Source organism: Pseudomonas sp. HR96 (assembly GCF_034059295.1).
Lineage (GTDB): Bacteria > Pseudomonadota > Gammaproteobacteria > Pseudomonadales > Pseudomonadaceae > Aquipseudomonas.
Genome location: NZ_CP139141.1, coordinates 3,286,115 through 3,309,923, shown reverse-complemented (window position 1 = coordinate 3,309,923; position 23,809 = coordinate 3,286,115). Strand labels below are relative to the sequence as shown.

The window sequence follows — 23,809 nt, the reverse complement described above, 5'->3', positions numbered from 1 at the left end:
CCGCTGCGCGACTGCTCCACTGCAACGTCATTTCTGCAGTGGAGCTGTCCGATGAACACCCCCTCCAGCACTTCTCCTGGTAGCGCTCAGCCGCTTTATTTCGACCTCCTCGCTGCCCAGGTGCCGGCCTGGCTGGGCAGCGCCACTGCGGACCGCCGCCTGGCGTGGCACGCCGCGCTGGAGGCCAGCCTCGCCTCCAGCAGTGCCGCGGACTCGCTGATGCGCCAGGTCCTGGAGCCTGTGGCCTTTGTCGAGCCGCTGCTGACCCGGGCACTGCGCAGCCGCTTCAACCGCCAGGTCGACGTCGGCAGCGCGCAACTGTGGCGGTTGCAGCGTCACAGGGAGCTGACGGGCAATGTGCCGCTGCGCTACGTCGGCGAGGCGCAAACCGCCCGAACCAAGGTGACCATCGCCGTGCAGACGCTGGTCGACGCCGCCATGGCCAATTTCGAACTCGGCGAAACCACCCAGGGCGCGTTCGAGCAGGGTTCTGCCGTGCTGGAGGCGGGTGCCTTCAAACCCTTCGATGAATACGGCCAGGGCCCCTGGTACGACCCCGCTCGGTTGATCGCCATCGCACCCCATGAATTCGCCTCGATCTGCCGTGAGCTTGACCTCGGCGCGCGCTATCAGCGCCACCTGCAGGGTCTCCTTGGCACCCCCGAGGCCAATGCCATCCTGCTGACCAATGCGGCGCACGACATGCGTCTGCACGCCGAGAGTGCGCGCCTGCGCCAGTGGCTCAGCGAGCCGGCTTATGCCGCGTTGCTGGGATCGCTGCAAATGACTGGCGGCAGCGACCAATGGCTGGGCCACCCCGTGCAGGCCTGTGAGCTGCGCTTGCTGGGCTCCTTGAGCCAGCCCGGCATAGCGCTGCAGCGAGCCGTGCTGATCCAGGCCAATCTGAGCGGCCAGGACGCCTGCGTGCTGTACCTGCCTGGCGACCCGCAGCATCCCGTGCGCGAGTACGACTCCCTGCAGGCCTGCGCCGATCACCTGCGCGAGCGGCTGCGCCAACCCGCGTTCCTGGCGTACTTCATGGGGCTGGTGGCGCTCGCCGAGCGCGCCGACTTTGCCCTACGGCTGCGCAACACCTTGACCCCACTGCCGTTCTGGGCGCTGAACCCCGGCGACGAGCTGCGCGCCAACGATCCCCAGGCTGACCTCAAGCTGCGCGCCTACCCGCAGTCCGGTCCACTGCTGCCCTGGTGGACCCGGCGCCAGGTCGGCGCAGTGCTGGCCGACGCGCGCGGGCTGGTAGTGCCCAACGAAGATGAAGATCGCCAGGCCCGTGAGGCGCGCCTGGTGCTATGGCAGTCGGTGGGCATGAATGCCGCCAACCTTGCGGGTTTCTTCGTGCCAGGGCTCGGTGTGGTATTGCTGGGAGCGCTGGCCACGCAACTGCTCGGCGACCTGGTAGTGGGTGTCGATGAGTGGCAGCACAGTCAACACGTGGAAGCACTGGCGCATTTCAAGGACATCGCACAGACCATCGCCAGCGTCGCCGTGGCCGCCGGGGCTGCGTGGGTGATCCGGCCAGCGCCCATACTCGAAAGCCTGCGGCCGCTGCGCAGTGCTCCGGGCCAGACGCAACTGGTCAGCCGATCCCGTTGGGCCGCGCATCATCAGGCGGTCGCACGCTGGAGTGCGCAGGCATCGATGCGCCGACTGGGCACGCTGGTGGACGGCCTGGATGACCTGACGTTGCAACGTTTGCAGCGCAGCGCGCAGCTCTCCGATGCCGGCCTGCGCGATCTGCACCGCCAGCAACGGCCCCTGCCGGCGCTGCTGCGCGAAGCGCTGGCAGATGCCCAGGCGCAGCGGCGGGTGGATGAGTCATCGGGCAGCATCAGCTTCGCCGCCGCGCGCCTGGCGCCGCCGGTCAGCGAAAGCCAGGCCGGGAAAACGCTGCGGCGCGATTTCGGCGGGTTGCCGGCCAGCCTTGCCGAGGAGATCGTCGAGGGTGCAACAGCGTCCGAGCGCAGGCTCCTTCTCGCCGGGCGAGTACCGCTGCGCCAGGCCGAGCAAGCCCACCATGCGCTGCGTGACTGGCGCTTGCAGCAGGCCATCGATGGCCTCTGGTTGCCCGCCACGGCGCGTGCCGACAGTGCGCTGCTGATACAGGGGCTGCGCGGCCATCTGCCTGAGCCTGCAGGCAGCGAGCCTGATGCGTTGCGCATCGCCATTCATGAGTACGCGACAAGCCACCCTGAACAGGCCGCCGCCGTGCTCGGGCAACAGCGCTGGCTACCTTGGCTGCGACCGCCAGCGCGCAGCGCCAACGGCCTGCTCGGCTACCCGCTGAGCGGACGCGGTGCGCCGCTGCCTGAGCCGGCCGCCGCAGCGCCGAGCACGGTTGCCGAACGCTTGCGGGTGCTGTACCCGCACGTCAGCGACGCCCACTTCAATCAGTTGCTCGATGAGCTTGGCGCCGACCCGCAGCACGCCATCCAGTTGCGCGAGCTGGAATACCAGGCACTCACCGAGCAATTGCAGCAATGGGTCGCCCGCGGCTCTGAGTGGATTGACAGTCAAGGCGTGCAGCGCCCGGTCGCCGCTCTCGACCGCCAATGGGTCGCCCAGGACATCCGCGCCGCCTGGCGGCGTGAAACCAGCGTGATCAATCATCCCGACCAGGCCCCGACCTGGGACCTGGACCTGTCGGGCCGGCAGGTCGGCAGCTTGCCGCATCTGAACGCCGACTTCTCCCATATCCAGACGCTGGCGCTCGCCGACATGGGCCTGCATGGCGACCCCTCGGGATTTCTCAGAGGCTTTGCCCAGGTCAGTGTGCTGGAGCTGCAGGGCAATGCGCTGACCCGCATTCCTCCCGCCGTGGCGCAGCTCACTGAACTGACGGGCCTGAGCGTTGACGAAAATCCGTTGCTGGCCACTGCGCAGATGTTCGAACCACTGCGCCAGTTGACCCGCCTGGAGTTCCTGATCATGGGCGACCATCCGGAGCCACCGCCCTTGCCCGCACTGCAAAGCCTGTCGGGCATGACTCAGCTGCGCGAAATAGGGCTGAGCAACGTCAACGCGGATTTCACCCTGGAACATTGGCAGGCGCTGCGGGCATTGCCCCATCTGGAGCGACTGTGGCTGGGCAATAATCGTCTGGTGCTGACGCCGCAGATCCTCGAGCTCATCTCCAGCATGCAGGCGCTGGAGTTGCTCGACCTGCATTTGAATCCGTTGGGCCTCGCGCCCGATGTCAGTCAGTTGCACGCGCTGCAGTTGCTCGACCTGCGCGACTGTGGCTTGAGCCAGTGGCCGCCGGGGCTGACCGAGTTGATGGCGCTGCCGGGTGGCCCGTTGCGCTCGGTATGGCTGCAATATAATCCTATCGTGCAGCTCCCGGAATTGGCGTCGCTGGCCTTCTTCCGCCGGCCGCTGCGCTCGCTGAGCCTCTCCCCGGAGCAGCTCGATGCGGCCAGTGCGCAGCGTCTGGACAGCGCGCTGCGGATCAATTCTCGGCAAGCCAACCTCGGCCTGCATGGGTTGCCCGGCTCGTCGGCGCCGAGCTGGCTGGGGGGCGCCTCGCCAGCCCTGCGTGACAGTGTGCAGGCGCTGCGCAGCGAGCCGCAGGCGCGCCATTTCCTCGGGGCGCTGGACCGCGCCGAAGACATGGCCTCGTTCCAGCGCGACCCGGTGGCAGGCCGCGAGCGCGCCCAGCGACTGGTGCAGGCCATCACCGAGCCTGCGGCGGCCGCGGACGTGCAAGGCTTGACGCATTTGCGCGCGGCGTTTTTCGATCTGGGCGAGGAGGCGATGACGACCTGTGGCGACGGCCTGCAGTTGCTGATGAACCGCTGCGAAGCGCTATTGCTGGTGTTTCGTGCGAGCGCCCAGTCCGCCAGTGCCGCAGCACCTTTGCAGCCGTTGCTGGACCTGGCGCGCGGTATGTTGCGCGCCGAGCTGGTGGATGAGGCAGCCATGCAGGTGGTGCGGGGGCGTTATGCCTGGAGTGCGGCCCGCAATGCGGGTTCGACGACCGCGGACGCACTTTTGAGCACACTGGACGAACCGCTGCTGGCGGCGCAGCCCTTGGCAACCGACGAAGCCGAGGTGCGCCTGCGCTTTCGCCTCGACCTGCAGGTTCGTCTGCAACTGCCGCCCCAGGGCGAGCGCATGCTTTACCCGCAGGTCACCTCGGCCGAACAGTTGGACCGAGTGCAGGCCTATGTCGAGGAGCGCATGGGCGATCAGCGTCTGCGCGATTGGCTGGTGGACCAGGCATGGTGGCGCGACCTGCTTGCACGGCGCTCGCCAGAGGCGTTGAGCCTGGCGCGGCAGCCCTGGTTGCAAGGGCAGCAGTATCTGTATGAGTTGAGCCGCGAGGGGACGTCACTGCCCACCGTAGCGCCAGAGGTACTGGCTCGTCTGGCCGAGCTGTATCCCGATCGGGTCTGGGCAGTCGGCGGGGTCAGTCAACGGGTGGCACTCAGTGCGCTGGAGGACGATACGTTGCGACAGGTGTTGCTGGCGGGTCAGGCAACGGCCGAGATGGCGGCGTATGCGCGGTTGACAGCGCAACTGGTGGGCTGACCCAGCGGCCCCATCGCGAGCAAAGCCTGCTCGCGATGGGGCCGTCGGCCTCGACGCCAGGCCGGTCGGCTCAGCGCCGGCGGAACAGCGGCAGCGGCTGATCCGTGGCGGCCTGGTAGGTCACCGAGAAGTCCTTCAGGCTTTCCAGGGCTTCATAGGGGTCCTTGTCAGCGCGCAAGGCGAAGGCATCGAAACCGCAGCGGTGCAGATAGAACAGCTGGTCGCGCAGTACGTCGCCAATGGCCCGCAGTTCGCCTTTGAAGCCGTAGCGATCGCGCAGCAGACGCGCGTTGGAATAGTTGCGACCATCCGTGAAGGCCGGAAAATTCAGGGCAATCACCTGAAAGTCGGCGACGCTCTCGCCAATCTCTTCGGCTTCTTCGTCCGCGTCCAGCCACACGCCGAGGCCGCCGTCGCGGGCCTTGAGCGCGTGACCGTGCTCACGCCACAGCGCCAGGGGCACGATCAGGTCGTCGCAGTTGCTGATGCCGTCGAGGGTCGCGTCCTTGGGCAGCAGGTGCCAGGTCTCGTCGACGACGGCGTTGTTCTTAATGATTCGCTGCATAGACGCGCTCCTTGAAAGGATCAATGCCGATTCGCTGGTAGGTGTCGATGAAGCGCTCGTCTTCGGTGCGTTTTTCCACGTACACGTCGATGAGTTTGGAGATCACATCGGGCATGGCCTCCTGGGCGAAGGACGGGCCGAGGATCTTGCCCAGGCTGGCGTCGCGGCTGGCGCTGCCACCCAGGGAGACCTGATAGAACTCTTCGCCTTTCTTGTCCACGCCAAGGATGCCGATGTGGCCGACGTGGTGGTGGCCGCAGGCGTTCATGCAGCCGGAGATGTTCAGGTCCAGCTCGCCGATGTCGAACAGGTAGTCGAGGTCGTCGAAGCGGCGCTGGATCGACTCGGCGATCGGTATCGACTTGGCGTTGGCCAGCGAGCAGAAGTCGCCACCCGGGCAGCAGATGATGTCGGTCAGCAGGCCGATGTTCGGCGTGGCGAAGCCGCCTTCGCGCAGTTCCAGCCACAGCGCGTGCAACTGGCTCTGTTCGACGTCGGCAAGAATGATGTTCTGCTCGTGGGAGGTGCGCAGCTGGCCGAAGCTGTAGCGTTCGGCCAGGTCCGCCACGGCGTCCAGCTGCTTGTCGGTCAGGTCGCCCGGGGCCACGCCGGTGGGCTTGAGCGACAGGGTCACTGCGACGTAACCCGGCTGCTTGTGCGCCAGGGTGTTGCGCGAGCGCCAGCGGGCAAAACCAGGATGCTCGGCTTCCAGGGCGCTGAAGTCGATGTTGGTCAGAGCCTTGTAGGCCGGGTCGACGAAGTGCCGGGCCACGCGCTCAAGCTCCGCCTCGGTCAAGGTGGTGCTGCCACCGCGCAGGTGCTCCATCTCGGCGTCGACCTTGGCGGCGAATACTTCAGGGGTCAGCGCCTTGACCAGGATCTTGATGCGCGCCTTGTACTTGTTGTCACGACGGCCATAGCGGTTATAGACCCGCAGAATGGCGTCCAGGTAGCTCAACAGGTCCTGCCACGGCAGGAACTCGTTGATGAAGGCGCCGACCACGGGGGTGCGGCCCAGGCCGCCACCGACCAATACACGGAAACCCAGCTCGCCGGCGGCGTTGTGCACCGGCTCAAGGCCGATGTCGTGCACTTCGATGGCCGCACGGTCGCGGCTGGCGCCGTTCACGGCGATCTTGAACTTGCGCGGCAGGTAGGCGAATTCCGGGTGGAAGGTGGTCCACTGGCGGACGATTTCGCACCAGGGGCGCGGGTCGATCAGCTCGTCGGCGGCGACCCCGGCGAACTGGTCGGTGGTGACGTTGCGCAGGCAGTTGCCACTGGTCTGGATGGCGTGCATCTGCACGGTGGCCAGCTCGGCGAGAATATCGGGGATGTCTTCCACGGCCGGCCAGTTGAACTGCACGTTCTGCCGGGTGCTGATGTGGGCATAACCCTTGTCGTAGTCACGGGCGATCTTGGCCATCATCCGCGTCTGCCGCGAAGTCAGCTGGCCATAGGGCACGGCAACGCGCAGCATGGGCGCGAAGCGCTGGATGTACAGGCCGTTCTGCAGGCGCAGGGGGCGGAATTCCTCTTCGCTCAACTCGCCTGCCAGATACCGGCGGGTCTGATCGCGGAACTGCTTGACGCGGTCCTCGATGATCCGTTGATCGTACTCGTCGTAAACGTACATGATTATCCTGTGTGTTCTCAGGCTGTTATAGATCGCATCAGCGCGCACGGCCGCGCACTCCCGACGGAGCCGAGAAAATATACAGCCTGGCTAATATTCGTAAAAGTGAACTTTAACGATAAGCTCATAGCTGAAATCGATAAGGACGGATGGCGATCACCTGGTTTGTATAAAGGGTACGCCTGGGCTTAACTGGTACGGGCGTACCAAACGCTATGAAAGCCCATAAAAACAAGAGAGACAGCCGATGAGCCATCCTTTGAAAAGCCGCAAACCTGCCAGTCACACCGATGCCTGGGCCATCCTGTTCATGATCGTGGTGGTCGTGGGGGCAGCCTTGTTCTGGGTCAGCCATCATTGAGGTTTGGGTGGTTGCTGCCTGTGTGGGAGGGGGCAAAGCCCCCGATGTTTTGATCTGTGCAAATCTGTGCAAATCTGTGCAAATGAAGATCAAGAGCTCGGGGGCTCTGCCCCCTCCCACGCATCCACATCCGGGAGTCGTGGATTAATTGTCGTACCCCAGATTCGGCGCCAGCCAGCGCTCGGTCACGGCCACCTCCTGGCCCTTGCGCCGCGAATAGCTCTGCACCTGATCGCGGTCGATCTTGCCCACGGCGAAATATTGCGCCTGCGGATGGGCGAAATACCAGCCGCTGACCGCGGCCGCCGGGAACATCGCGTAGTGCTCGGTCAAGGTCACGCCACTCTGGCCATCCTGGTCGAGCAGCTCGAACAGCACGCCTTTCTCGGTGTGGTCCGGGCAGGCCGGGTAGCCCGGGGCAGGGCGCACGCCCTTGTACTGCTCCTTGATCAGCGCGTCGTTGTCCAGCTGCTCGTCCTTGTCGTAGCCCCAGTGCTGCTTGCGCACCTGCTGGTGCAGCCACTCGGCGCAGGCCTCGGCGAGGCGGTCTGCCAGGGCCTTGACCATGATCGAGTTGTAGTCGTCGCCCTTGTCCTGGTAGGCCTTGGCCACTTCTTCGGCGCCGATGCCGGCGGTGGTAATGAAGCCGCCGACGTAATCGGTAATCCCGCTGCCTGCCGGCGCGACGAAGTCGGCCAGGGAAAAGTTGGGCTTGCCGTCGGTCTTCAAGGTTTGCTGGCGCAGGTGATGCAGGCGCTTGAGTGGCTGGCCGGCGTCGTCGAACAACTGGATGTCGTCGTGATCGACCTGGTTGGCCGGCCAGAAGCCGAACACGGCGCGGGCGCTGATGAGCTTTTCGTCGATCAGCTTGCGCAGCATCTGACGGGCATCGGCATACAGCGCGGTGGCCGCTTCGCCGACCACCTCGTCGGTGAGGATGCGCGGGAACTTGCCGGCCAGGTCCCAGGAGATGAAGAACGGCGTCCAGTCGATGTACTCGGCCAGCACGTTGAGGTCGATATCGTCCAGCACCCGCGCGCCGGTGAAGCTGGGCTTGACCGGCGTGTAGCCGGCCCAGTCGAAATTGGCCTTGGCGGCGATCGCCTGCTCGTAGCCCAGGCGCTCGGTACGGGCGCTGCGGTTGGCGGTGCGTTCGCGCACTTCGATATATTCCAGGCGAGTGCGCTCGACGAAGCCGGCCTTCAGTTCCCTGGACAGCAACTGGGTGGCCACGCCCACCGCACGCGAGGCGTCGGTGACGTAGATGACTGCGTCATTGCTGTACCGCGGTTCGATCTTCACCGCAGTGTGGGCCTTGGAGGTGGTCGCGCCGCCGATCATCAGTGGCAGGTGGAAGTCCTGGCGCTGCATTTCCCGGGCGACGTGGACCATCTCGTCCAGTGACGGCGTGATCAAACCGGACAGGCCGATGATGTCGCACTTCTGCTCGCGCGCCACCTGGAGAATCTTTTCGGCCGGGACCATGACGCCGAGGTCGACGATGTCATAGCCGTTGCAACCGAGCACCACGCCGACGATGTTCTTGCCGATGTCGTGCACGTCGCCCTTGACCGTGGCCATGAGGATCTTGCCCTTGGCCTCCGGCTTGTCGCCTTTTTCCAGTTCAATGAACGGAATCAGGTGCGCCACGGCCTGCTTCATCACCCGCGCCGACTTGACCACCTGGGGCAGGAACATCTTGCCCGAGCCAAACAGGTCGCCGACGATGTTCATGCCCGACATCAGCGGGCCTTCGATGACTTCGATCGGGCGCTTGAACGACTGCCGCGATTCTTCGGTGTCTTCGACGATGTGCGTGGTGATGCCCTTGACCAGGGCATGCTCCAGGCGCTGGTTGACCGGCCAGCCGCGCCATTCCTCGGTCTCGGCTTCCTTGACGCTGCCGTCGCCCTTGTACTTGTCGGCGATGGCCAGCAGCGCGTCGGTGCCCTCCGGCGTGCGGTTGAGCACCACGTCCTCGACGCGGTCGCGCAGCTCGGCGGGGATCTGGTCGTAGATCTCCAGCTGGCCGGCGTTGACGATGCCCATGGTCAGGCCGTTGCGGATGGCGTACAGCAGAAACACCGAGTGGATCGCCTCGCGCACCGGGTTGTTGCCGCGAAACGAGAACGACACATTGGACACGCCGCCGCTGCTCAAGGCGTAGGGCAGGTGGTCGCGGATGTAGGCACAGGCGTTGATGAAGTCGACCGCGTAATTGTTGTGCTCCTCGATGCCGGTGGCCACGGCGAAGATGTTCGGGTCGAAGATGATGTCTTCCGGCGGGAAGCCCACTTCATCGACGAGAATGTCGTAGGAGCGCTTGCAGATTTCCTTCTTGCGCGCCTCGGTGTCGGCCTGGCCGGCTTCGTCGAACGCCATCACCACCACGGCAGCGCCGTAGCGCTTGCACAGCCTGGCGTGGTGAATGAACTGCTCGACGCCTTCCTTCATGCTGATCGAGTTGACGATGCCCTTGCCCTGGATGCACTTGAGGCCGGCCTCGATCACTTCCCACTTTGAGGAGTCGATCATGATCGGCACCCGGGAGATGTCCGGTTCGCCGGCGATCAGATTGAGGAAGGTGACCATGGCCTTCTTCGAATCGAGCATGCCCTCGTCCATGTTGATGTCGATCACCTGGGCGCCGGCTTCGACCTGTTGCAAGGCCACTTCCAGCGCCTCGGTGTAGTTCTCCTCGCGGATCAGCCGGGCGAATTTGGCTGAACCTGTGATGTTGGTGCGCTCACCTACGTTGACGAACAGCGAGCTGCGGTCGATGGTGAACGGCTCCAGGCCCGACAGGCGGCAGGCCTTGGGTATCTCGGGAATGGCGCGCGGAGCATAGCCGGCGACGGCCTTGGCAATCGCCTCGATGTGCGCCGGGGTGGTGCCGCAGCAGCCGCCGACGATATTCAGAAAGCCGCTCTGGGCGAATTCCTCGATGACCTCGGCAGTCTGCGCCGGCAGTTCGTCGTATTCGCCGAAGGCGTTGGGCAGGCCGGCGTTGGGGTGGGCGGATACGTGGGTGCCGGCCTTGTTCGCCAGTTCTTCCAGATAAGGCCGCAGCTCGCGGGCGCCGAGGGCGCAGTTCAGGCCCACGGAGATCGGCTTGGCGTGCGCCACCGAGTTCCAGAACGCTTCGGTGGTCTGGCCGGAGAGGGTGCGCCCGGAAGCGTCGGTGATGGTCCCGGAGATCATGATCGGCAGCTCGATGCCCAGCTCCTCGAACACCCCTTGCACGGCGAAGATCGCAGCCTTGGCGTTCAGGGTGTCAAAGATGGTCTCGATCAGGATCAGGTCGGCGCCGCCCTCGATCAGGCCCTTGGTGGCCTCGGCGTAGTTCTCCACCAACTCGTCGAAGGTGACGTTGCGATAGCCGGGGTTGTTGACGTCCGGCGACAGCGAGCAGGTGCGCGAAGTCGGGCCGAGCACGCCGGCGACGAAACGCGGCTTGTCCGGGGTTTCCAGGGTCTTGGCGTCGGCCACCTGACGGGCGACGCGGGCGCCTTGGACGTTCAACTCGTACACCAGCGACTCCATGCCGTAGTCGGCCTGGGACACCTGGGTGGCGTTGAAGGTATTGGTTTCGAGAATGTCGGCGCCGGCATCGAGGTAGGCCTTTTCGATGGCGGCGATGACGTCCGGGCGGCTCAGCAGCAGCAGGTCATTGTTGCCCTTGACGTCGCTTGGCCAGTCGGCGAAGCGCTCGCCGCGGTAGTCCTGTTCCTCCAGCTTGTAGCTCTGGATCATCGTGCCCATGCCGCCGTCGAGGATCAGGATGCGTTCCTTGAGGGCTTGTTTGAAGGCGTGAAGACGAGCGCTGCGGTCAGACATGAGGGCTACCTGGGGCTGATGAAAACGAGTCGCGAAACCGCGAAATGATAGCAAAGCTGCAAGGATTTAAACCGCCTGCGGTTGAACATGAGCAGGATTCAAGTTGGCGAGGTCTGTTTGCGGGTTACCAGCCGTCGATTTCCTCAAAATTAATTGTCGATTCCGTAGTCCCTATATCGAAGGTGCCCTGAAATGGGGCGCCAGGAACGGCTACAGGACAGGCGATTACTACATGCTGATCTCGCTTCAAGCCCTCAGGGCGCTGGCTGCCTGGATGGTGGTCTGCCACCACTTCATGCAGATTTTTTTCGATTTCCACCCCACCGGCCCGATCGGCCAGTTCTTTACCGACAGGGGGGCCGTGGGAGTCGATATCTTCTTCGTGATCAGCGGCCTGGTGATCTACCTTTCCACCCTCGACAAAGAAATTCCCGGGGGGCAGTTCCTGCTCAATCGAGTCATTCGTATCGTCCCGGCCTACTGGCTCTATAGCCTGCTGATGGGCCTGATGCTGGTCTGCCTGGGGCCCTGGATGCCGCACTCGGCAGTGGCCTTGCCGCACTTCATCCTGTCGTTGCTGTTCATCCCTTCGGAAAACCCGGGTGGCTATGGGCTGTACCCAACTCTCAACGTCGGCTGGACCCTCAATTACGAGATGCTCTTCTACCTGCTGTTCTCACTGGTATTCACCTTGCCCCAGCGTCATCGCCCGTTGGTGCTGGCCGCCGCGCTGTTCGCCATCAACGAAGTGTTGGGTCGCTATGGCGTGGTCAGTCGCTTCTATCAGAACAACATCATGTTCGAATTCCTGCTGGGTATCGGCATCGGTATGCTCTACCGCCGAGGCTGGATCGCCCAGGCGTTCTGGTTGCCGATCGCGACAATCATTGCCTCGGCCGTAGGGATCTATCACCTCACCGCCAGCGACCGGCTGCTCAACTGGGGCATCCCGAGCGCCTTCATCGTGCTGGCGTGCGTCAGCCTGGAGCCTTACTTCAAGGGCAGCCGGATTCTCAAGACGCTGGGCGACTGTTCCTATTCGGTGTACCTGGTGCATGTCCTGGTGCTGTATACCGGCTGGTTGATCGGTCAACACTGGCAGCTCAACCCTTATGCCGTGTTCGCGGTGTGCGTGCCGACGATCGCGGCGATATCCTGGGGCAGTTATGTATGGATCGAAAAGCGCCTGTACCGGCGCATGAAGGATTGGGCGGATCGGCGCCTGCTGGGTGGTACTGGCCAGGCCGTGGCAAATGGACGATTGCAAAGTACCCGACAAAATTACTAGGACTTTATCCGGCACAGACTTTGGCGTAACATGGCGTCAAGTCTGTGAGGAACTTATATGAGCGCCATAACGATTACCGACGCCGCCCACGATTACCTGGCTGACCTGCTGAGCAAGCAGAACACGCCCGGTATCGGCATCCGCGTCTTCATTACCCAGCCCGGCACGCAATACGCCGAGACCTGCATCGCCTACTGCAAGCCCGGCGAAGAGAAGCCTGAAGACACCGCGCTGGGGCTGGCCAGTTTCACCGCCTGGATCGACGCCGTCAGCGAGCCCTTTCTCGACGACGCCGTCGTCGACTACGCCACCGACCGCATGGGCGGGCAGTTGACCATCAAGGCGCCGAACGCCAAAGTGCCGATGGTCAATGCCGACAGCCCGATCAACGAGCGCATCAACTACTACCTGCAGACCGAGATCAACCCGGGCCTGGCCAGCCACGGCGGCCAGGTGACCTTGATCGAAGTGGTGGAAGACGGCGTGGCCGTGCTGCAATTCGGTGGTGGCTGCCAGGGCTGCGGCCAGGCGGATGTCACCTTGAAGGAAGGCATCGAGCGCACGCTGCTCGAACGTATTCCTGAATTGACCGGTGTACGCGACGTGACCGACCACACGCAGAAAGAAAACGCGTACTACTAAGCCGCGCCAGGCGTTCGGGGGCTCTGGCCCCTCCCGCACAGACCTGTGGGAGGGGGCAGAGCCCCCGAGCTTTTTCTACGGCCGGTACAAATGCGCGTGCCCGGCACGGTACAGCGCTGACTCGGCGAACACATCATTGCCCAGCACCCGCCCCACCAGGATCAATGCGGTGCGCCTGAAGCCCTTGGCGGCAACCTGCTCGGCGATGTTCGCCAGGGTCCCCAGCGCCCAGTCCTGATCCGGCCAGGTCGCCCGATGCACCACCGCGATCGGGCAGTCTGCGCCGTAATGCGGCAACAGTTCGGCGACGATCTGCGGCAGGTGCTGCACCCCCAGATGAATGGCCATGGTCGAGCCATGCCGCGCCAGGTCGGCCAGGGCCTCGCCCTTGGGCATGGGCGACTTGTCGGCATAGCGAGTGAGGATCAGCGTCTGGGAAATGTCCGGCAAGGTCAGCTCGGCGCCCAGCAGGGCGGCGCAGGCGGCTGTGGCGGTGACGCCCGGCACCACTTCATAGGCAATGCCGAGCTCGCGCAGGCAGCGGATCTGCTCGCCGATGGCGCCGTACAGGCTGGGGTCGCCGGAATGTACCCGGGCCACGTCCTGGCCCTTCGCGTCGGCTTCGCGCATGGCCTCGACGATCTGTTGCAGGTGCAGCTCGGCGCTGTTGACCACCCGCTCGGCGCTGTGGCCCGTGAGCACGGCCGTCGGCACCAGCGAGCCGGCATAGATGATCACCGGGCAGCTATGAATCAGGCGCTGGCCTTTGACGGTGATGAGTTCCGGATCGCCGGGTCCGGCACCGATAAAATAGACAGTCATGGCACACCTGAAGTCAACGAGTAATGGCAATGGCCAGGCTGGCCATCGCGCTGGTCTGGCGCGTCACCAGCAGCCGCGACGGCGGCGGGCCCAATGCATCGGCCAGGGTCAGTGCGGCGCTTTCGGCCACCCCGTAGCAGCCGCTTGCGGCAAACACCCTCGCGCTGCGTTGACTCAGGCGCGCGCTGCAAGCCAGCAACCGGGCGGCGGGGTACAGCTGCAGCGCCAGGCCCAGTTGGCCGGCCAACGCCAGCAGGCCGGGTTCGCCGGCCTTGAGGTCGATGCTGGCAAGCCCTGCGATCTGCTCACGCTGCAGCCCGTGGGCGACGAGGACCTGATCAAGCAGCGCGGCCACGTGCTCGGCAGCGCAGCCGCGGCGGCAACCCAGGCCGAGGAACAGGCGTGGGGCAGGAGGGCAGGGCATCGACGGGGTCACGGTGGCGGTCACAGGCAAACGAAGCGCGCAGCAGACCATGGTGGGGCAGCGGCGTCAATCAGATCGATTTGACCTGTCCCCGGCCTCTGCGTAGCCTTGCATGCCCTGCCAATCCGTCGAGATGCCCCGCGAATGAAAACCCTGGCCAAACTTCCCGTCACCATCGTTACCGGCTTTCTGGGCTCGGGCAAGACCACCTTGCTGCGGCACATGCTCGACAATGCCCAGGGCCGGCGCATCGCAGTGATCGTCAACGAGTTCGGCGAACTGGGCATCGACGGCGACATTCTCAAGCAGTGCAGCATCGGCTGCACGGAAGAGGAAGCCAACGGCCGCGTCTACGAACTGGCCAACGGTTGCCTGTGCTGTACCGTGCAGGAAGAGTTCTTTCCGGTGATGCGCGAGCTGGTCGCACGGCGTGGCGAGCTTGACCACATCCTTATCGAAACCAGCGGGCTGGCGCTGCCCAAACCGCTGGTGCAGGCTTTCCAGTGGCCGGAAATCCGCAGCGCCTGCACCGTCGACGCGGTGATCACCGTAGTCGACAGCCCGGCGGTGGCTGCGGGCACCTTCGCCGCCTTCCCCGAGCAGGTCGACGCCCAGCGCAAGCTCGACCCCAACCTGGACCACGAGTCGCCCCTGCACGAGCTGTTCGCCGACCAGTTGGCCAGCGCCGACCTGGTGATCCTCAACAAGGCCGACCTGATCGACGCCGACGCCCTGGCTGCGGTGCGCGCCGAGGTCAGCGAGGAATTGCCGCCGGCGGTCAAGGTGATCGAAGCGAGCAACGGGCGCCTGCCGCTGGACGTGCTGATCGGCCTGGGCGCCGAGTCCGAGGAGCATATCGACGGCCGCCGCACCCACCACGATCACCACGAAGGCGACGACCACGACGATCACGACCACGACGCCTTCGACTCCATTTCCATCGAACTGCCCCAGGCGCCCCAGGCGCTGCTGCTCAGCGCCCTCAACGCCCTGGTGGTCAAGCACGGCATCCTGCGGGTCAAAGGCTTTGCGGCCATCCCCGGCAAGCCGATGCGCCTGTTGATCCAGGGCGTGGGCACGCGTTTCGACCAGCATTTCGATCGCGCCTGGGCCAGCGGCGAAGCGCGCACTACGCGCCTGGTGCTGATCGGCCAGGAGCTCGACGCCAGCCTGCTGGAAACCCAGCTGCGCACCGCGCTGACGGCCTGATCCGTGCACCTGCTGCGGACCCAGCCGGGCGGCTTCGTGCCCGACGACAGCATCGCCGACCTGGGCCAGACCCCGGCCGAGCTGGTGATTCTCTGCAGCGGTGATTCGCACCTGGCCCTGCTGGCGGAAACGGCCCAGCAGCTGCCGCCAGGCTTTCCCAGCCTGCGCCTGGCCAACCCCATGCAGGTGCAGAACCACGCTTCGGTGGACCTGTACGTCGACCAGGTACTGCGCCATGCCAAGCTCATCGTGCTGTCGCTGCACGGCGGTCTCGGCTACTGGCGCTACGGCGTCGAACAACTGCTCAAGCTCGCCGAGGGTGGCGTGCAACTGATCATGGTGCCCGGCGACGACCGCCCCGACCCCGAGCTCGGCGCGCTGGGCACGGTGCCTGCCGAGCAGGCCGAGCGCGTCTGGCATTTCCTGCGCCAGGGTGGCAAGGCCAACGCGCAGTCCCTGCTGCACTGCCTGGCCAGCACCTGGCTGGGCGCCGACTACCCCTGGGCCGAGCCGCAGACGCTGCCGCGCACGGTCCTCTATCACCCGCACCGGGCCACGGCGACGCTCGCCGACTGGCAGCAGGACTGGCTGCCCGGCGCTCCGGTGGCCGCCGTGCTGATCTACCGCTCGCACCTGCAGGCGGCCAACACGGCCTTCATCGATGTGTTCTGCCAGCGCCTGCAGGCGGCGGGGCTCAACCCACTGCCGGTGGCGGTGGCCAGCCTCAAGGAGGCGGGCTGCCTGAGCCAGGTCGAGCAGTGGCTGGACGAGGTCGAGGCGGCGGTGATCGTCAATACCACCGGATTCGCCCAGTCCAGCCCGGAGACGCCGCACCTGCGGCCGTTTCGCCGCGACATCCCGGTGATCCAGGCCATCTGCGCCCAGGACAACAGGGCCGGCTGGGAAGCCAGCGAACAAGGCCTGGGCTCACGCGACCTGGCCATGCACATCGCTCTGCCGGAGCTGGACGGGCGCATCATCAGCCGCGCCATCAGTTTCAAGGACCTGGCCTGGCGCAGCGAGCGCAGCCAATCGGATGTGGTGTGTTACCGGCCCCACGTCGAGCGCATGGATTTCGTCGCCGAACTGGCGCGGCGCTGGGCCGAACTGGCGCGCCTGGGCAATGCCGACAAGCGCGTGGCGCTGATTCTCGCCAACTACCCGACCCGCGACGGACGCATCGGCAACGGTGTCGGCCTGGACACCCCGGCCGCCGCCCTGAACATTCTTGCCGCCTTGCAGGCCCGTGGCTACCCGGTGGCCGACCTGCCGGCCAGCGGCACCGCGCTGATCGGCGCACTGCTGGGCGGGGTCAGCAATGACCTGGACAGCCTCGACCAGCGCCCCTGTGCGCAGAGCATGGCCATGGACGACTACCTGGCCGCCTTCGGCCGCCTGCCTCTGGTCAACCAACAGGCGGTGCGCGAGCGCTGGGGCGAGCCGTCCAGCGATCCGATGTGCCGGGGCGGGCGCATGATGATCGCCGGGCTGCGCCTGGGCCTGACCTTCGTCGGCATCCAGCCGGCCCGGGGCTACCAGCTGGACCCCAGCGCGGTCTACCACGACCCCGACCTGGTCCCGCCCCACGGCTACCTGGCGTTCTATTTCTGGCTGCGGCATGTCTACGGCGCCGACGCGCTGATCCACGTCGGCAAGCACGGCAACCTCGAGTGGCTGCCCGGCAAGGGCGTCGGCCTCAGCGAACAGTGCTGGCCGGACGCGCTGCTTGGCCCGCTGCCGAACATCTACCCGTTCATCGTCAACGATCCCGGTGAGGGCGCCCAGGCCAAGCGGCGCACCCAGGCGGTGATCATCGACCATTTGATGCCGCCGCTGACCCGCGCCGAAACCTACGGGCCGCTGCGCGACCTCGAGCTGCTCGCCGACGAGTACTACGACGCGCAGTTGCTCGACCCGCGCCGCGCACGGGAACTGCAGGGCGACATCCTCAAGCTGGTGCGCGAAACCCGCATCGACCAGGAACTGCAACTCGACAGCCAGGCCGACGCCGCCGTGTGGTTGCCGCGCCTGGACACCTACCTGTGCGATCTCAAGGAGTCGCAGATCCGCGACGGCCTGCACATCTTCGGTGAATCGCCGGGCGGGCGCCTGCGCATCGACACGCTGCTGGCCTTGCTGCGCATTCCGCGGGGTGACGGTCGCGGCGCCGGGCAGAGCCTGCTGCGGGTGCTGGCCAAGGCCTTCGACCTGGGCTTCGACCCGCTCGACTGCGTGCTCGGCGAGCCCTATGCCGGGCCGCAGCCCGAGGCCTTGGGCCAGGTCAGCGAGCAGCCCTGGCGGACCCTGGGCGACAGCCGCGAGCGCCTTGAGCTGTACGCCGCACGGTTGATCGAGTCGGCCCTGCAAGGCCATGACGCAGCCGTGCACGGCGAGGAAGTCGAGGCGGTGCTGCACGCCCTGCGCGACACCGTGGCACCGCGCCTGGACGCCTGCGGCCCTGCCGAGATGGCCGGCCTGCTCGCCGCGCTCGGCGGGCGCTTCGTGCCGGCCGGCCCCAGTGGAGCGCCCAGCCGTGGCCGACTCGACGTGCTGCCCACCGGGCGCAACTTCTTTTCGGTGGACGTGCGCAATCTGCCCACCACCACCGCCTGGCGCATCGGCTTTGCCTCGGCCAACCTGATCCTGGAGCGGCACCTGCAAGACCATGGCGACCACCTGCGCCAGCTCGGCCTCTCGGTGTGGGGCACGGCGACCATGCGCACCGGTGGCGACGACATCGCCCAGGCCATGGCGCTGATGGGTGTGCGCCCGGTGTGGGCCACCGGCAGCCAGCGCGTCGACGACTTCGAGATATTGCCCGTCAGCCTGCTGGACCGCCCGCGTGTGGACGTGACCTTGCGCATCTCCGGCTTTTTCCGCGACGCGTTCGGCAACCTGCTGCGGCTCTTCGATGCAGCGGTGCAGGCCGTGGCCGCGCTGGACGAGCCCGACGATCTCAACCCGCTGGCCGCCCGGGTGCGCGAGGAGCGCGCCCAGCTGCTGGCCAGTGGCGTGGCCGCCGACGCCGCCGCTCGCCAGGCGGGCTGGCGGATCTTCGGCGCCAAGCCCGGCGCCTATGGCGCGGGTGTACAGGGCGCCATCGACGGCCGCCTGTGGCAGACCCGCGAAGACCTGGCCGAGGTCTATCTGAACTGGGGCGGCTATGCCTATGGCGCCAGCGATGAAGGCACGCCGGCCCGCGCCGACTTCGCCCGGCGCCTTGGCCAGGTGCAGGCGGTGGTGCATAACCAGGACAATCGCGAGCATGACCTGCTCGATTCCAACGACTATTACCAGTTCCAGGGCGGCATGCTCGCCGCCGTGGAAACCCTCGCCGGCGGCCCGGCCGCCAGCTACCACGGCGACCATAGCCAGCCCGACGTGCCGCGCATCCGTACCCTCAAGGAAGAGCTCAACCGCGTGGTGCGCGCCCGCGCCGGCAACCCCAAGTGGATTGCCGGGGTCAAGCGCCATGGCTACAAGGGCGCGTTCGAGCTGGCGGCCACGGTCGACAACCTGTTCGCCTTCGACGCCACCACGCACCTGATCGACGACCATCAATACGCCTTGCTCGCCGAGGCCTACCTGCTGGACGCCGACACCCGCGAATTCATCCAGCAGCACAACCCCCATGCCCTGCGCGACATCGCCGAACGCCTGCTCGAGGCCCAGCAGCGTGGCCTGTGGGCCGAGCCCGGGGACTACCGCCAGGCCGTCGAAGACGTGCTGCTGGACTGTGAAGAAGAGAGCTGACATGACCCAAGTGCACTTCCCCCTGGCGGCCGTGGTCGGCGGCGACGCGCTCAAGCTGGCGCTGTGCCTGACCGCAGTGGACCCGAAGATCGGCGGCGTGCTGATCGAAGGCCCGCGTGGCATGGCCAAGAGTACCCTGGCGCGCGGCCTGGCTGACTTGATGCCGGGTGGCCAGTTCGTCACCCTGCCGCTGGGCGCCAGCGAAGAGCGCCTGACCGGCAGCCTGGACCTCGACGCCGCGCTTGGCCAGGGGCGTGCGCAGTTCTCCCCCGGAGTGCTCGCCAGGGCCGACGGCGGGGTACTCTACGTCGATGAAGTCAACCTGCTGCCCGACCATCTGGTCGACCTGCTGCTGGACGTCGCGGCCAGCGGGGTCAACCGGGTCGAGCGCGACGGCCTGTCCCACAGCCATGCCGCGCGCTTCGTGCTGGTCGGCACCATGAACCCGGAGGAGGGCGAACTGCGCCCGCAGCTGCTCGATCGCTTCGGCCTCAACGTCGCCCTCGACGGGCAGCCGGTGCCGGCCGAGCGCGGCCAGATCATCCGCCGCCGGCTGGCCTTCGACAGCGACCCACAGGCCTTCGCCGCGCAATGGCAGGCAGCGCAACAGGCCCTGCGCGAGCAGTGCGTGGCGGCGCGCACGCGCCTGGCCGCGATCGAGCTGGACGACCGCAGCGTGCAGGCGATTACCGAGCGCTGCCACGCCGCCGGTGTCGACGGCCTGCGCGCCGACCTGGTCTGGCTGCGTGCAGCGCGCGCCCACGCCGCCTGGCGCGGTGGCGCGCGGATCGAATCCGAGGATATCGAAGCGGTCGCCGAATTTGCCTTGCGTCACCGGCGGCGCCACGCGCCTGAGCCCCCGCCGGCCTCTGCGCCGGCCGCGCCACCGGCGCCGCAGGACAGGTCCGAGGGACTGCAAGGCGGGCAGGGCGAGTGGGGCGCACTGCCGCCGCAGACAGTGGCCCAGGGGCCCCGTCGCGAAGTGCCGAGCTGGCCAAAAAAGCCCTGAGCATCCGCCCGCCCGCCGCCCCGGGGGCGGATGCCAGGCCGCGCAGCGGCGAGTTGACCGGGGGCAACCAGGGCCGCAGCGCGGCCGCCGGGCAGGGCCGTATCGACTGGTTGGCGACCTTGTTCGGTGGCCGTCCGCAGGCACGCACCGACCTGCGCTGGCAGCAGCGCCGCGCCGCGCCCCAGGAGCTCTGGCTGGTGATTGTCGACGCTTCCGCTTCGACCCGTCGCCACGGCGCCCTGGCCGAGGCCAAGGGCGTGCTTGCGCAATTGTTCGATCAGGCCTACCGGCAACGGGCGCGCCTGGCATTGCTCACCGCCAGCGGCGAGCGGCCGGGCTGGCAGTGCCATGGGCTGAAGGCATCAAAAGGTCTGCAGCAATGGCTGCGCGAGTTGGGCGCGGGGGGCGGCACACCCTTGCTCGCGGCGCTCGAGCAGGCGCGCGGCTGGCTGCGGCGTCGGCGGCGCCAGTTGCCCGCCGAAGCGCAGCGCTGCCTGGTGCTGACCGATGGCCGACTCAAGGAACTGCAGTCCTTGCACCCGCTGGGTTGCCCGACCCTGCTCATCGACATCGAGAAGGGACCTATCCGTCTGGGGCGGGCCCGACAGCTGGCGCTGCAGTTAGGCGCCGAGTACGTGCCGGTCGGCGAGTTGCCAGCCGCGCCGGGTCAGGCCGGCACGGCGGTGTTTCAGGAAGGCATGGCGCTTCAGTAGGGCATGGCGCTGTTTCAGGAGGGCATGGCGCTCTTTCAGGAGGGCATCGCCCAGGGCCGCAACTGATACCCCTGCTGGCCGATCGAGGCGCGCAGCTGCTCGATGAAGCTCTTCAGGCGCTGCGGGTCGGAGTAGGTGCTGCGCGGAACCTGCTGGCGGTCGATGCGTGTGCTGGTACGGTCGACCACGGTCAGGCTCAGCTCGCCATTACCGTCCTGGGGAGCCCAGGCGACGCATTGGAAAGGGGCAAAGGCGCGGCCGGCGATCAGTACGGCGTCATTGACTCGAAGCGGGGCGTTCATGGGTGAGGTCTCTCTGTCTGCCCAAACAAGGATGCTCGCCGGCCGGAGTGCCATGCGTAGCGTTACTTGTAGTGATGCACCCAGGGCACTACCAAGTCACACGGCCAAGCAAATTTTTTTGCACGGTGCAAAAAACTCAATGATATCCGGCACATTCGTGATGTTTCGCGGTCAGACCGCAGGATTGTAACCTGCGCCGAGTAGGCTTCACGTTCGCGCGCTTGAATTCATTTGACAAGAACGGCCGGCATCCATGGGTGGATTATCTGGTAGCATTTTGCTGGCTCCACCCATGTACAAGAATTTTTCACAATGCTTCATGCGTTTTTGACGGCCTTGCGCCGATCTTCTTGCGAGCGGCGCGAGTTCTTGCCTGACCTGAAACACTTTTGATCAAGGACGGCGGCTGCGTCGGCCTTCACGGGGGAATAATGGATCTATGGACCGCCTTTCAGGCACTCATTCTCGGTATCGTCGAGGGGCTCACGGAGTTCCTGCCGATTTCCAGCACCGGTCACCAGATCATCGTCGCCGACCTGATCAACTTCGGCGGTGAGCGGGCAGCGGCCTTCAACATCATCATCCAGCTCGGCGCCATTCTGGCGGTGGTCTGGGAATTCCGGGTCAAGATCCTCGAAATCGTCACCGGCCTGCCGACCCAGCGCAACGCCCAGCGCTTCACCGTCAACCTGCTGATCGCGTTCCTGCCGGCGGTGGTCCTCGGGGTGATCTTTGCCGACAAGATCCACGAATACCTGTTCAACCCGATCACCGTGGCCGTGGCCCTGGTTCTGGGCGGTTTCGTCATGCTCTGGGCCGAGAAGCGCCAGCACACGGTGCGCGTCGAGCACGTCGACGACATGCGCTGGCACGACGCCTTGAAGATCGGCTGCGCCCAGTGCCTGGCCATGATCCCCGGCACCTCGCGCTCCGGTTCGACCATCATCGGCGGGCTGATCTTCGGCCTGTCGCGCAAGGCGGCCACCGAGTTCTCGTTCTTCCTGGCCATGCCGACCATGGTCGGCGCGGCGGTGTACTCGGCGTACAAGTACAAGGACGCGTTCAAGATGGCTGACGTGCCGGTGATCGCCATCGGCTTCGTCACCGCGTTCGTGTTCGCCATGATCGCCGTGCGCAGCCTGCTCAAGTTCATCGCCAACCACAGCTATGCGGTGTTCGCCTGGTACCGCATCGTGTTCGGCCTGATCATCCTGGCCACCTGGAAATTCGGCTGGGTGGACTGGAGCCAGGTGCAGGGCTGAGCGCCGTCTCGCCTCAGTCGAGCAACAGCCCGGGTTGCAGTTTCTTCGGCAGGCGCCGCACCACCAGTTGGTGCGAGCGCTTGAGCAGATCGCGCAGCTCCACGTCGCCCAGCGCATAGGGCGCCGTCACACTGACCCAATGCGCTCGCGCCAGATATGGCGCGGGGCGCACGCCAGGCCGATCTACGTAGCCGAGAAACAGCGCCTGGTCGACCTTGAAAGCCAGACTGTCGGCAGTCATGCCGAACACCGCGAACATCTTGTTCCCGGCCACCGAGAACACTCGCACGCCGCCCCATTTGTAGTCCTCGCGCGCACCCGGCAAGGCCAGGCAGAACCGCGCTATCTGTTCTTCGGTCATCCTGCCTTTCATATCAAACGCTCCCCGCAATGCTCGAACGACGCCACCAGGTGATCGATCCATGCCCGCACCGCAGGCAGCACGCCGCGCCGATGCGGGTACACCGCCTGTACCCAGCCACCGGGCAGCGACCAGTCGGGCAACAGGCGAACCAGCTCACCGCTGGCCAGCTCGTGTTCGCAATGCAGCCGGGGCAATACCGTGAAACCCAGGCCCGCGAGCGCTGCCGCCTTGCGCACGACGAAATCCTCGATGCCCAGCCGTGCTTCAAGTGCCAGGTCGCGGCGGTTGCCCTGGCCATCGAGCATGCGCAGGTGCACCAGGCGGTCGGCCTCCAATGCGCCCAGCACCGGCAGGTGGCAGAGGTCTTCCGGGGTTTCGATACGCTGGGCCCGAGTGAACCCTGGGGTGGCGACCAGGATAGTCTGCGCCTCGCGCAGGCGCCGGGTCACCAGGTTGGGGTCTTCATCGCCCGGTTCGCGCACGCGCAGGGCCACGTCGATGCCCTCGCCGATCAGGTCGACGCGGCGGTTGAGCAGCACCATGTCCAGCTGCACCAGCGGATAGGCAGCGAGAAAGCTGCTGATGACGTCGGGCAGAAATTCGTGGGCCATGCCGACCGGGCAGGAGACCCGCAGCCGCCCGCGCGGTTCGGTAGCGAGGCTGGCCACCACCTCGTCGGCCATCTCGGCTTCCAGCAGCATGGCCTGGCAGTGCTGCAGGTAGCGCTCGCCAACGCTGGTCAGCTGCAATCGGCGCGTAGTGCGCTGCAGCAGCCGCGCGCCGAGGCGTTCTTCCAGCTCGGCGATGCGCCGCGACAGGCGCGACTTGGGTACGCCCAGCAGGCGGCCGGCGGCGGCGAAGCCTTGGGCTTCGACGACCTTGGCAAAATAGTAGAGGTCGTTGAGGTCTTGCATGAGGTGCTCTTGTGCGAGGAGGGCGTTGCGGTTCGGGGTTGGATTGGTCACTTCAGCGAGACAATCTATCGCGAATAGCCCCACTTATCATCCATTCCCTGTGTCTATAGGATGACGCTCATTCCAGTTCGCCATCAGCGCGACTTCTCAAGGAGCTCAC

Annotated in this window: 16 protein-coding genes; 8 read left to right on the top strand and 8 right to left on the bottom strand. The window is 66.0% G+C overall.

Going from position 1 to position 23,809, the window contains the following annotated elements; translation table 11 throughout:
• Nucleotides 1-51 precede the first annotated feature (51 nt).
• Complete coding sequence (locus tag SFA35_RS14795) at nt 52-4,548, top strand: dermonecrotic toxin domain-containing protein (protein WP_320571289.1); 4,497 nt, start codon at nt 52-54, stop codon at nt 4,546-4,548.
• Nucleotides 4,549-4,618: 70 nt separating this feature from the next.
• Here the strand turns inward: SFA35_RS14795 and SFA35_RS14790 are convergent, their stop codons facing one another.
• The 3 genes from SFA35_RS14790 to metH all read right to left on the bottom strand — a co-directional run bounded on the left by SFA35_RS14790 (nt 4,619) and on the right by metH (nt 10,947).
• On the bottom strand, nt 4,619-5,113 hold the full coding sequence (locus SFA35_RS14790; RefSeq protein ID WP_320571288.1) for a DUF934 domain-containing protein: 495 nt from the start codon (nt 5,111-5,113) through the stop codon (nt 4,619-4,621).
• On the bottom strand, nt 5,097-6,749 hold the full coding sequence (locus SFA35_RS14785) for a nitrite/sulfite reductase (RefSeq protein ID WP_320571287.1): 1,653 nt from the start codon (nt 6,747-6,749) through the stop codon (nt 5,097-5,099). The genes SFA35_RS14790 and SFA35_RS14785 overlap by 17 nt, the downstream gene beginning before the upstream one ends.
• A gap of 505 nt (nt 6,750-7,254) precedes the next feature.
• Nucleotides 7,255-10,947: a methionine synthase gene (metH, locus tag SFA35_RS14780; RefSeq protein ID WP_320571286.1), complete on the bottom strand. Its 3,693-nt coding sequence runs from the start codon at nt 10,945-10,947 to the stop codon at nt 7,255-7,257.
• A gap of 232 nt (nt 10,948-11,179) precedes the next feature.
• Here metH and SFA35_RS14775 point away from each other — a divergent pair, with 232 nt between their 5' ends.
• A complete protein-coding gene (locus tag SFA35_RS14775; protein ID WP_320571285.1) occupies nt 11,180-12,235 on the top strand; it encodes an acyltransferase in 1,056 nt (351 codons plus the stop codon).
• Between the two features lie 57 nt (nt 12,236-12,292).
• Nucleotides 12,293-12,877, top strand: coding sequence for a Fe-S biogenesis protein NfuA (gene nfuA, locus SFA35_RS14770; RefSeq protein WP_320571284.1), 585 nt, complete (start codon nt 12,293-12,295; stop codon nt 12,875-12,877).
• 75 nt (nt 12,878-12,952) lie between these two features.
• Here nfuA and cobM read toward each other — a convergent pair whose 3' ends face one another.
• Together cobM and SFA35_RS14760 are read right to left on the bottom strand one after the other, a co-directional pair.
• On the bottom strand, nt 12,953-13,699 hold the full coding sequence (gene cobM, locus SFA35_RS14765; RefSeq protein WP_320571283.1) for a precorrin-4 C(11)-methyltransferase: 747 nt from the start codon (nt 13,697-13,699) through the stop codon (nt 12,953-12,955).
• A 13-nt stretch (nt 13,700-13,712) separates the two neighbouring features.
• A complete protein-coding gene (locus SFA35_RS14760; protein WP_320571282.1) occupies nt 13,713-14,123 on the bottom strand; it encodes a cobalamin biosynthesis protein in 411 nt (136 codons plus the stop codon).
• Between the two features lie 144 nt (nt 14,124-14,267).
• Here SFA35_RS14760 and cobW point away from each other — a divergent pair, with 144 nt between their 5' ends.
• Genes cobW through SFA35_RS14740 form a run of 4 tightly spaced genes read left to right on the top strand, consistent with a single transcriptional unit; the run spans nt 14,268 to nt 20,807 of the window.
• Nucleotides 14,268-15,332 carry a cobalamin biosynthesis protein CobW gene (cobW, locus tag SFA35_RS14755; protein WP_320571281.1) on the top strand — a complete coding sequence of 355 codons (1,065 nt, stop codon included), beginning with the start codon at nt 14,268-14,270 and terminating at the stop codon, nt 15,330-15,332.
• Nucleotides 15,333-15,335: 3 nt separating this feature from the next.
• Complete coding sequence (cobN, locus tag SFA35_RS14750; RefSeq protein WP_320571280.1) at nt 15,336-19,085, top strand: cobaltochelatase subunit CobN; 3,750 nt, start codon at nt 15,336-15,338, stop codon at nt 19,083-19,085.
• 1 nt (nt 19,086) lies between these two features.
• A complete protein-coding gene (locus tag SFA35_RS14745; protein WP_320571279.1) occupies nt 19,087-20,094 on the top strand; it encodes an ATP-binding protein in 1,008 nt (335 codons plus the stop codon).
• Nucleotides 20,019-20,807: a vWA domain-containing protein gene (locus tag SFA35_RS14740; RefSeq protein ID WP_320571278.1), complete on the top strand. Its 789-nt coding sequence runs from the start codon at nt 20,019-20,021 to the stop codon at nt 20,805-20,807. The genes SFA35_RS14745 and SFA35_RS14740 overlap by 76 nt, the downstream gene beginning before the upstream one ends.
• A gap of 35 nt (nt 20,808-20,842) precedes the next feature.
• Here SFA35_RS14740 and SFA35_RS14735 read toward each other — a convergent pair whose 3' ends face one another.
• Nucleotides 20,843-21,109: a hypothetical protein gene (locus SFA35_RS14735; protein WP_320571277.1), complete on the bottom strand. Its 267-nt coding sequence runs from the start codon at nt 21,107-21,109 to the stop codon at nt 20,843-20,845.
• Nucleotides 21,110-21,540: 431 nt separating this feature from the next.
• On the opposite strand from SFA35_RS14735, the gene SFA35_RS14730 reads away from it, so the two are divergent.
• On the top strand, nt 21,541-22,371 hold the full coding sequence (locus tag SFA35_RS14730; protein WP_320571276.1) for an undecaprenyl-diphosphate phosphatase: 831 nt from the start codon (nt 21,541-21,543) through the stop codon (nt 22,369-22,371).
• 13 nt (nt 22,372-22,384) lie between these two features.
• On the opposite strand, the gene SFA35_RS14725 is transcribed toward SFA35_RS14730, so the two are convergent.
• Nucleotides 22,385-22,732, bottom strand: a complete 348-nt coding sequence (locus SFA35_RS14725) for an MmcQ/YjbR family DNA-binding protein (RefSeq protein WP_320579049.1) — start codon at nt 22,730-22,732, stop codon at nt 22,385-22,387.
• An 8-nt stretch (nt 22,733-22,740) separates the two neighbouring features.
• Complete coding sequence (locus SFA35_RS14720; RefSeq protein WP_320571275.1) at nt 22,741-23,649, bottom strand: LysR substrate-binding domain-containing protein; 909 nt, start codon at nt 23,647-23,649, stop codon at nt 22,741-22,743.
• Nucleotides 23,650-23,809: the final 160 nt, after the last annotated feature.

Bases quoted from the DNA above. Each gene is read 5' to 3' on its own strand.
- SFA35_RS14795 (WP_320571289.1), top strand. From the start codon at position 52: ATGAACACCCCCTCCAGCACTTCTCCTGGTAGCGCTCAGCCGCTTTAT.
- SFA35_RS14790 (WP_320571288.1), bottom strand. From the start codon at position 5,113: ATGCAGCGAATCATTAAGAACAACGCCGTCGTCGACGAGACCTGGCAC.
- SFA35_RS14785 (WP_320571287.1), bottom strand. From the start codon at position 6,749: ATGTACGTTTACGACGAGTACGATCAACGGATCATCGAGGACCGCGTC.
- metH (WP_320571286.1), bottom strand. From the start codon at position 10,947: ATGTCTGACCGCAGCGCTCGTCTTCACGCCTTCAAACAAGCCCTCAAG.
- SFA35_RS14775 (WP_320571285.1), top strand. From the start codon at position 11,180: ATGCTGATCTCGCTTCAAGCCCTCAGGGCGCTGGCTGCCTGGATGGTG.
- nfuA (WP_320571284.1), top strand. From the start codon at position 12,293: ATGAGCGCCATAACGATTACCGACGCCGCCCACGATTACCTGGCTGAC.
- cobM (WP_320571283.1), bottom strand. From the start codon at position 13,699: ATGACTGTCTATTTTATCGGTGCCGGACCCGGCGATCCGGAACTCATC.
- SFA35_RS14760 (WP_320571282.1), bottom strand. From the start codon at position 14,123: ATGCCCTGCCCTCCTGCCCCACGCCTGTTCCTCGGCCTGGGTTGCCGC.
- cobW (WP_320571281.1), top strand. From the start codon at position 14,268: ATGAAAACCCTGGCCAAACTTCCCGTCACCATCGTTACCGGCTTTCTG.
- SFA35_RS14745 (WP_320571279.1), top strand. From the start codon at position 19,087: ATGACCCAAGTGCACTTCCCCCTGGCGGCCGTGGTCGGCGGCGACGCG.
- SFA35_RS14735 (WP_320571277.1), bottom strand. From the start codon at position 21,109: ATGAACGCCCCGCTTCGAGTCAATGACGCCGTACTGATCGCCGGCCGC.
- SFA35_RS14730 (WP_320571276.1), top strand. From the start codon at position 21,541: ATGGATCTATGGACCGCCTTTCAGGCACTCATTCTCGGTATCGTCGAG.
- SFA35_RS14725 (WP_320579049.1), bottom strand. From the start codon at position 22,732: ATGACCGAAGAACAGATAGCGCGGTTCTGCCTGGCCTTGCCGGGTGCG.
- SFA35_RS14720 (WP_320571275.1), bottom strand. From the start codon at position 23,649: ATGCAAGACCTCAACGACCTCTACTATTTTGCCAAGGTCGTCGAAGCC.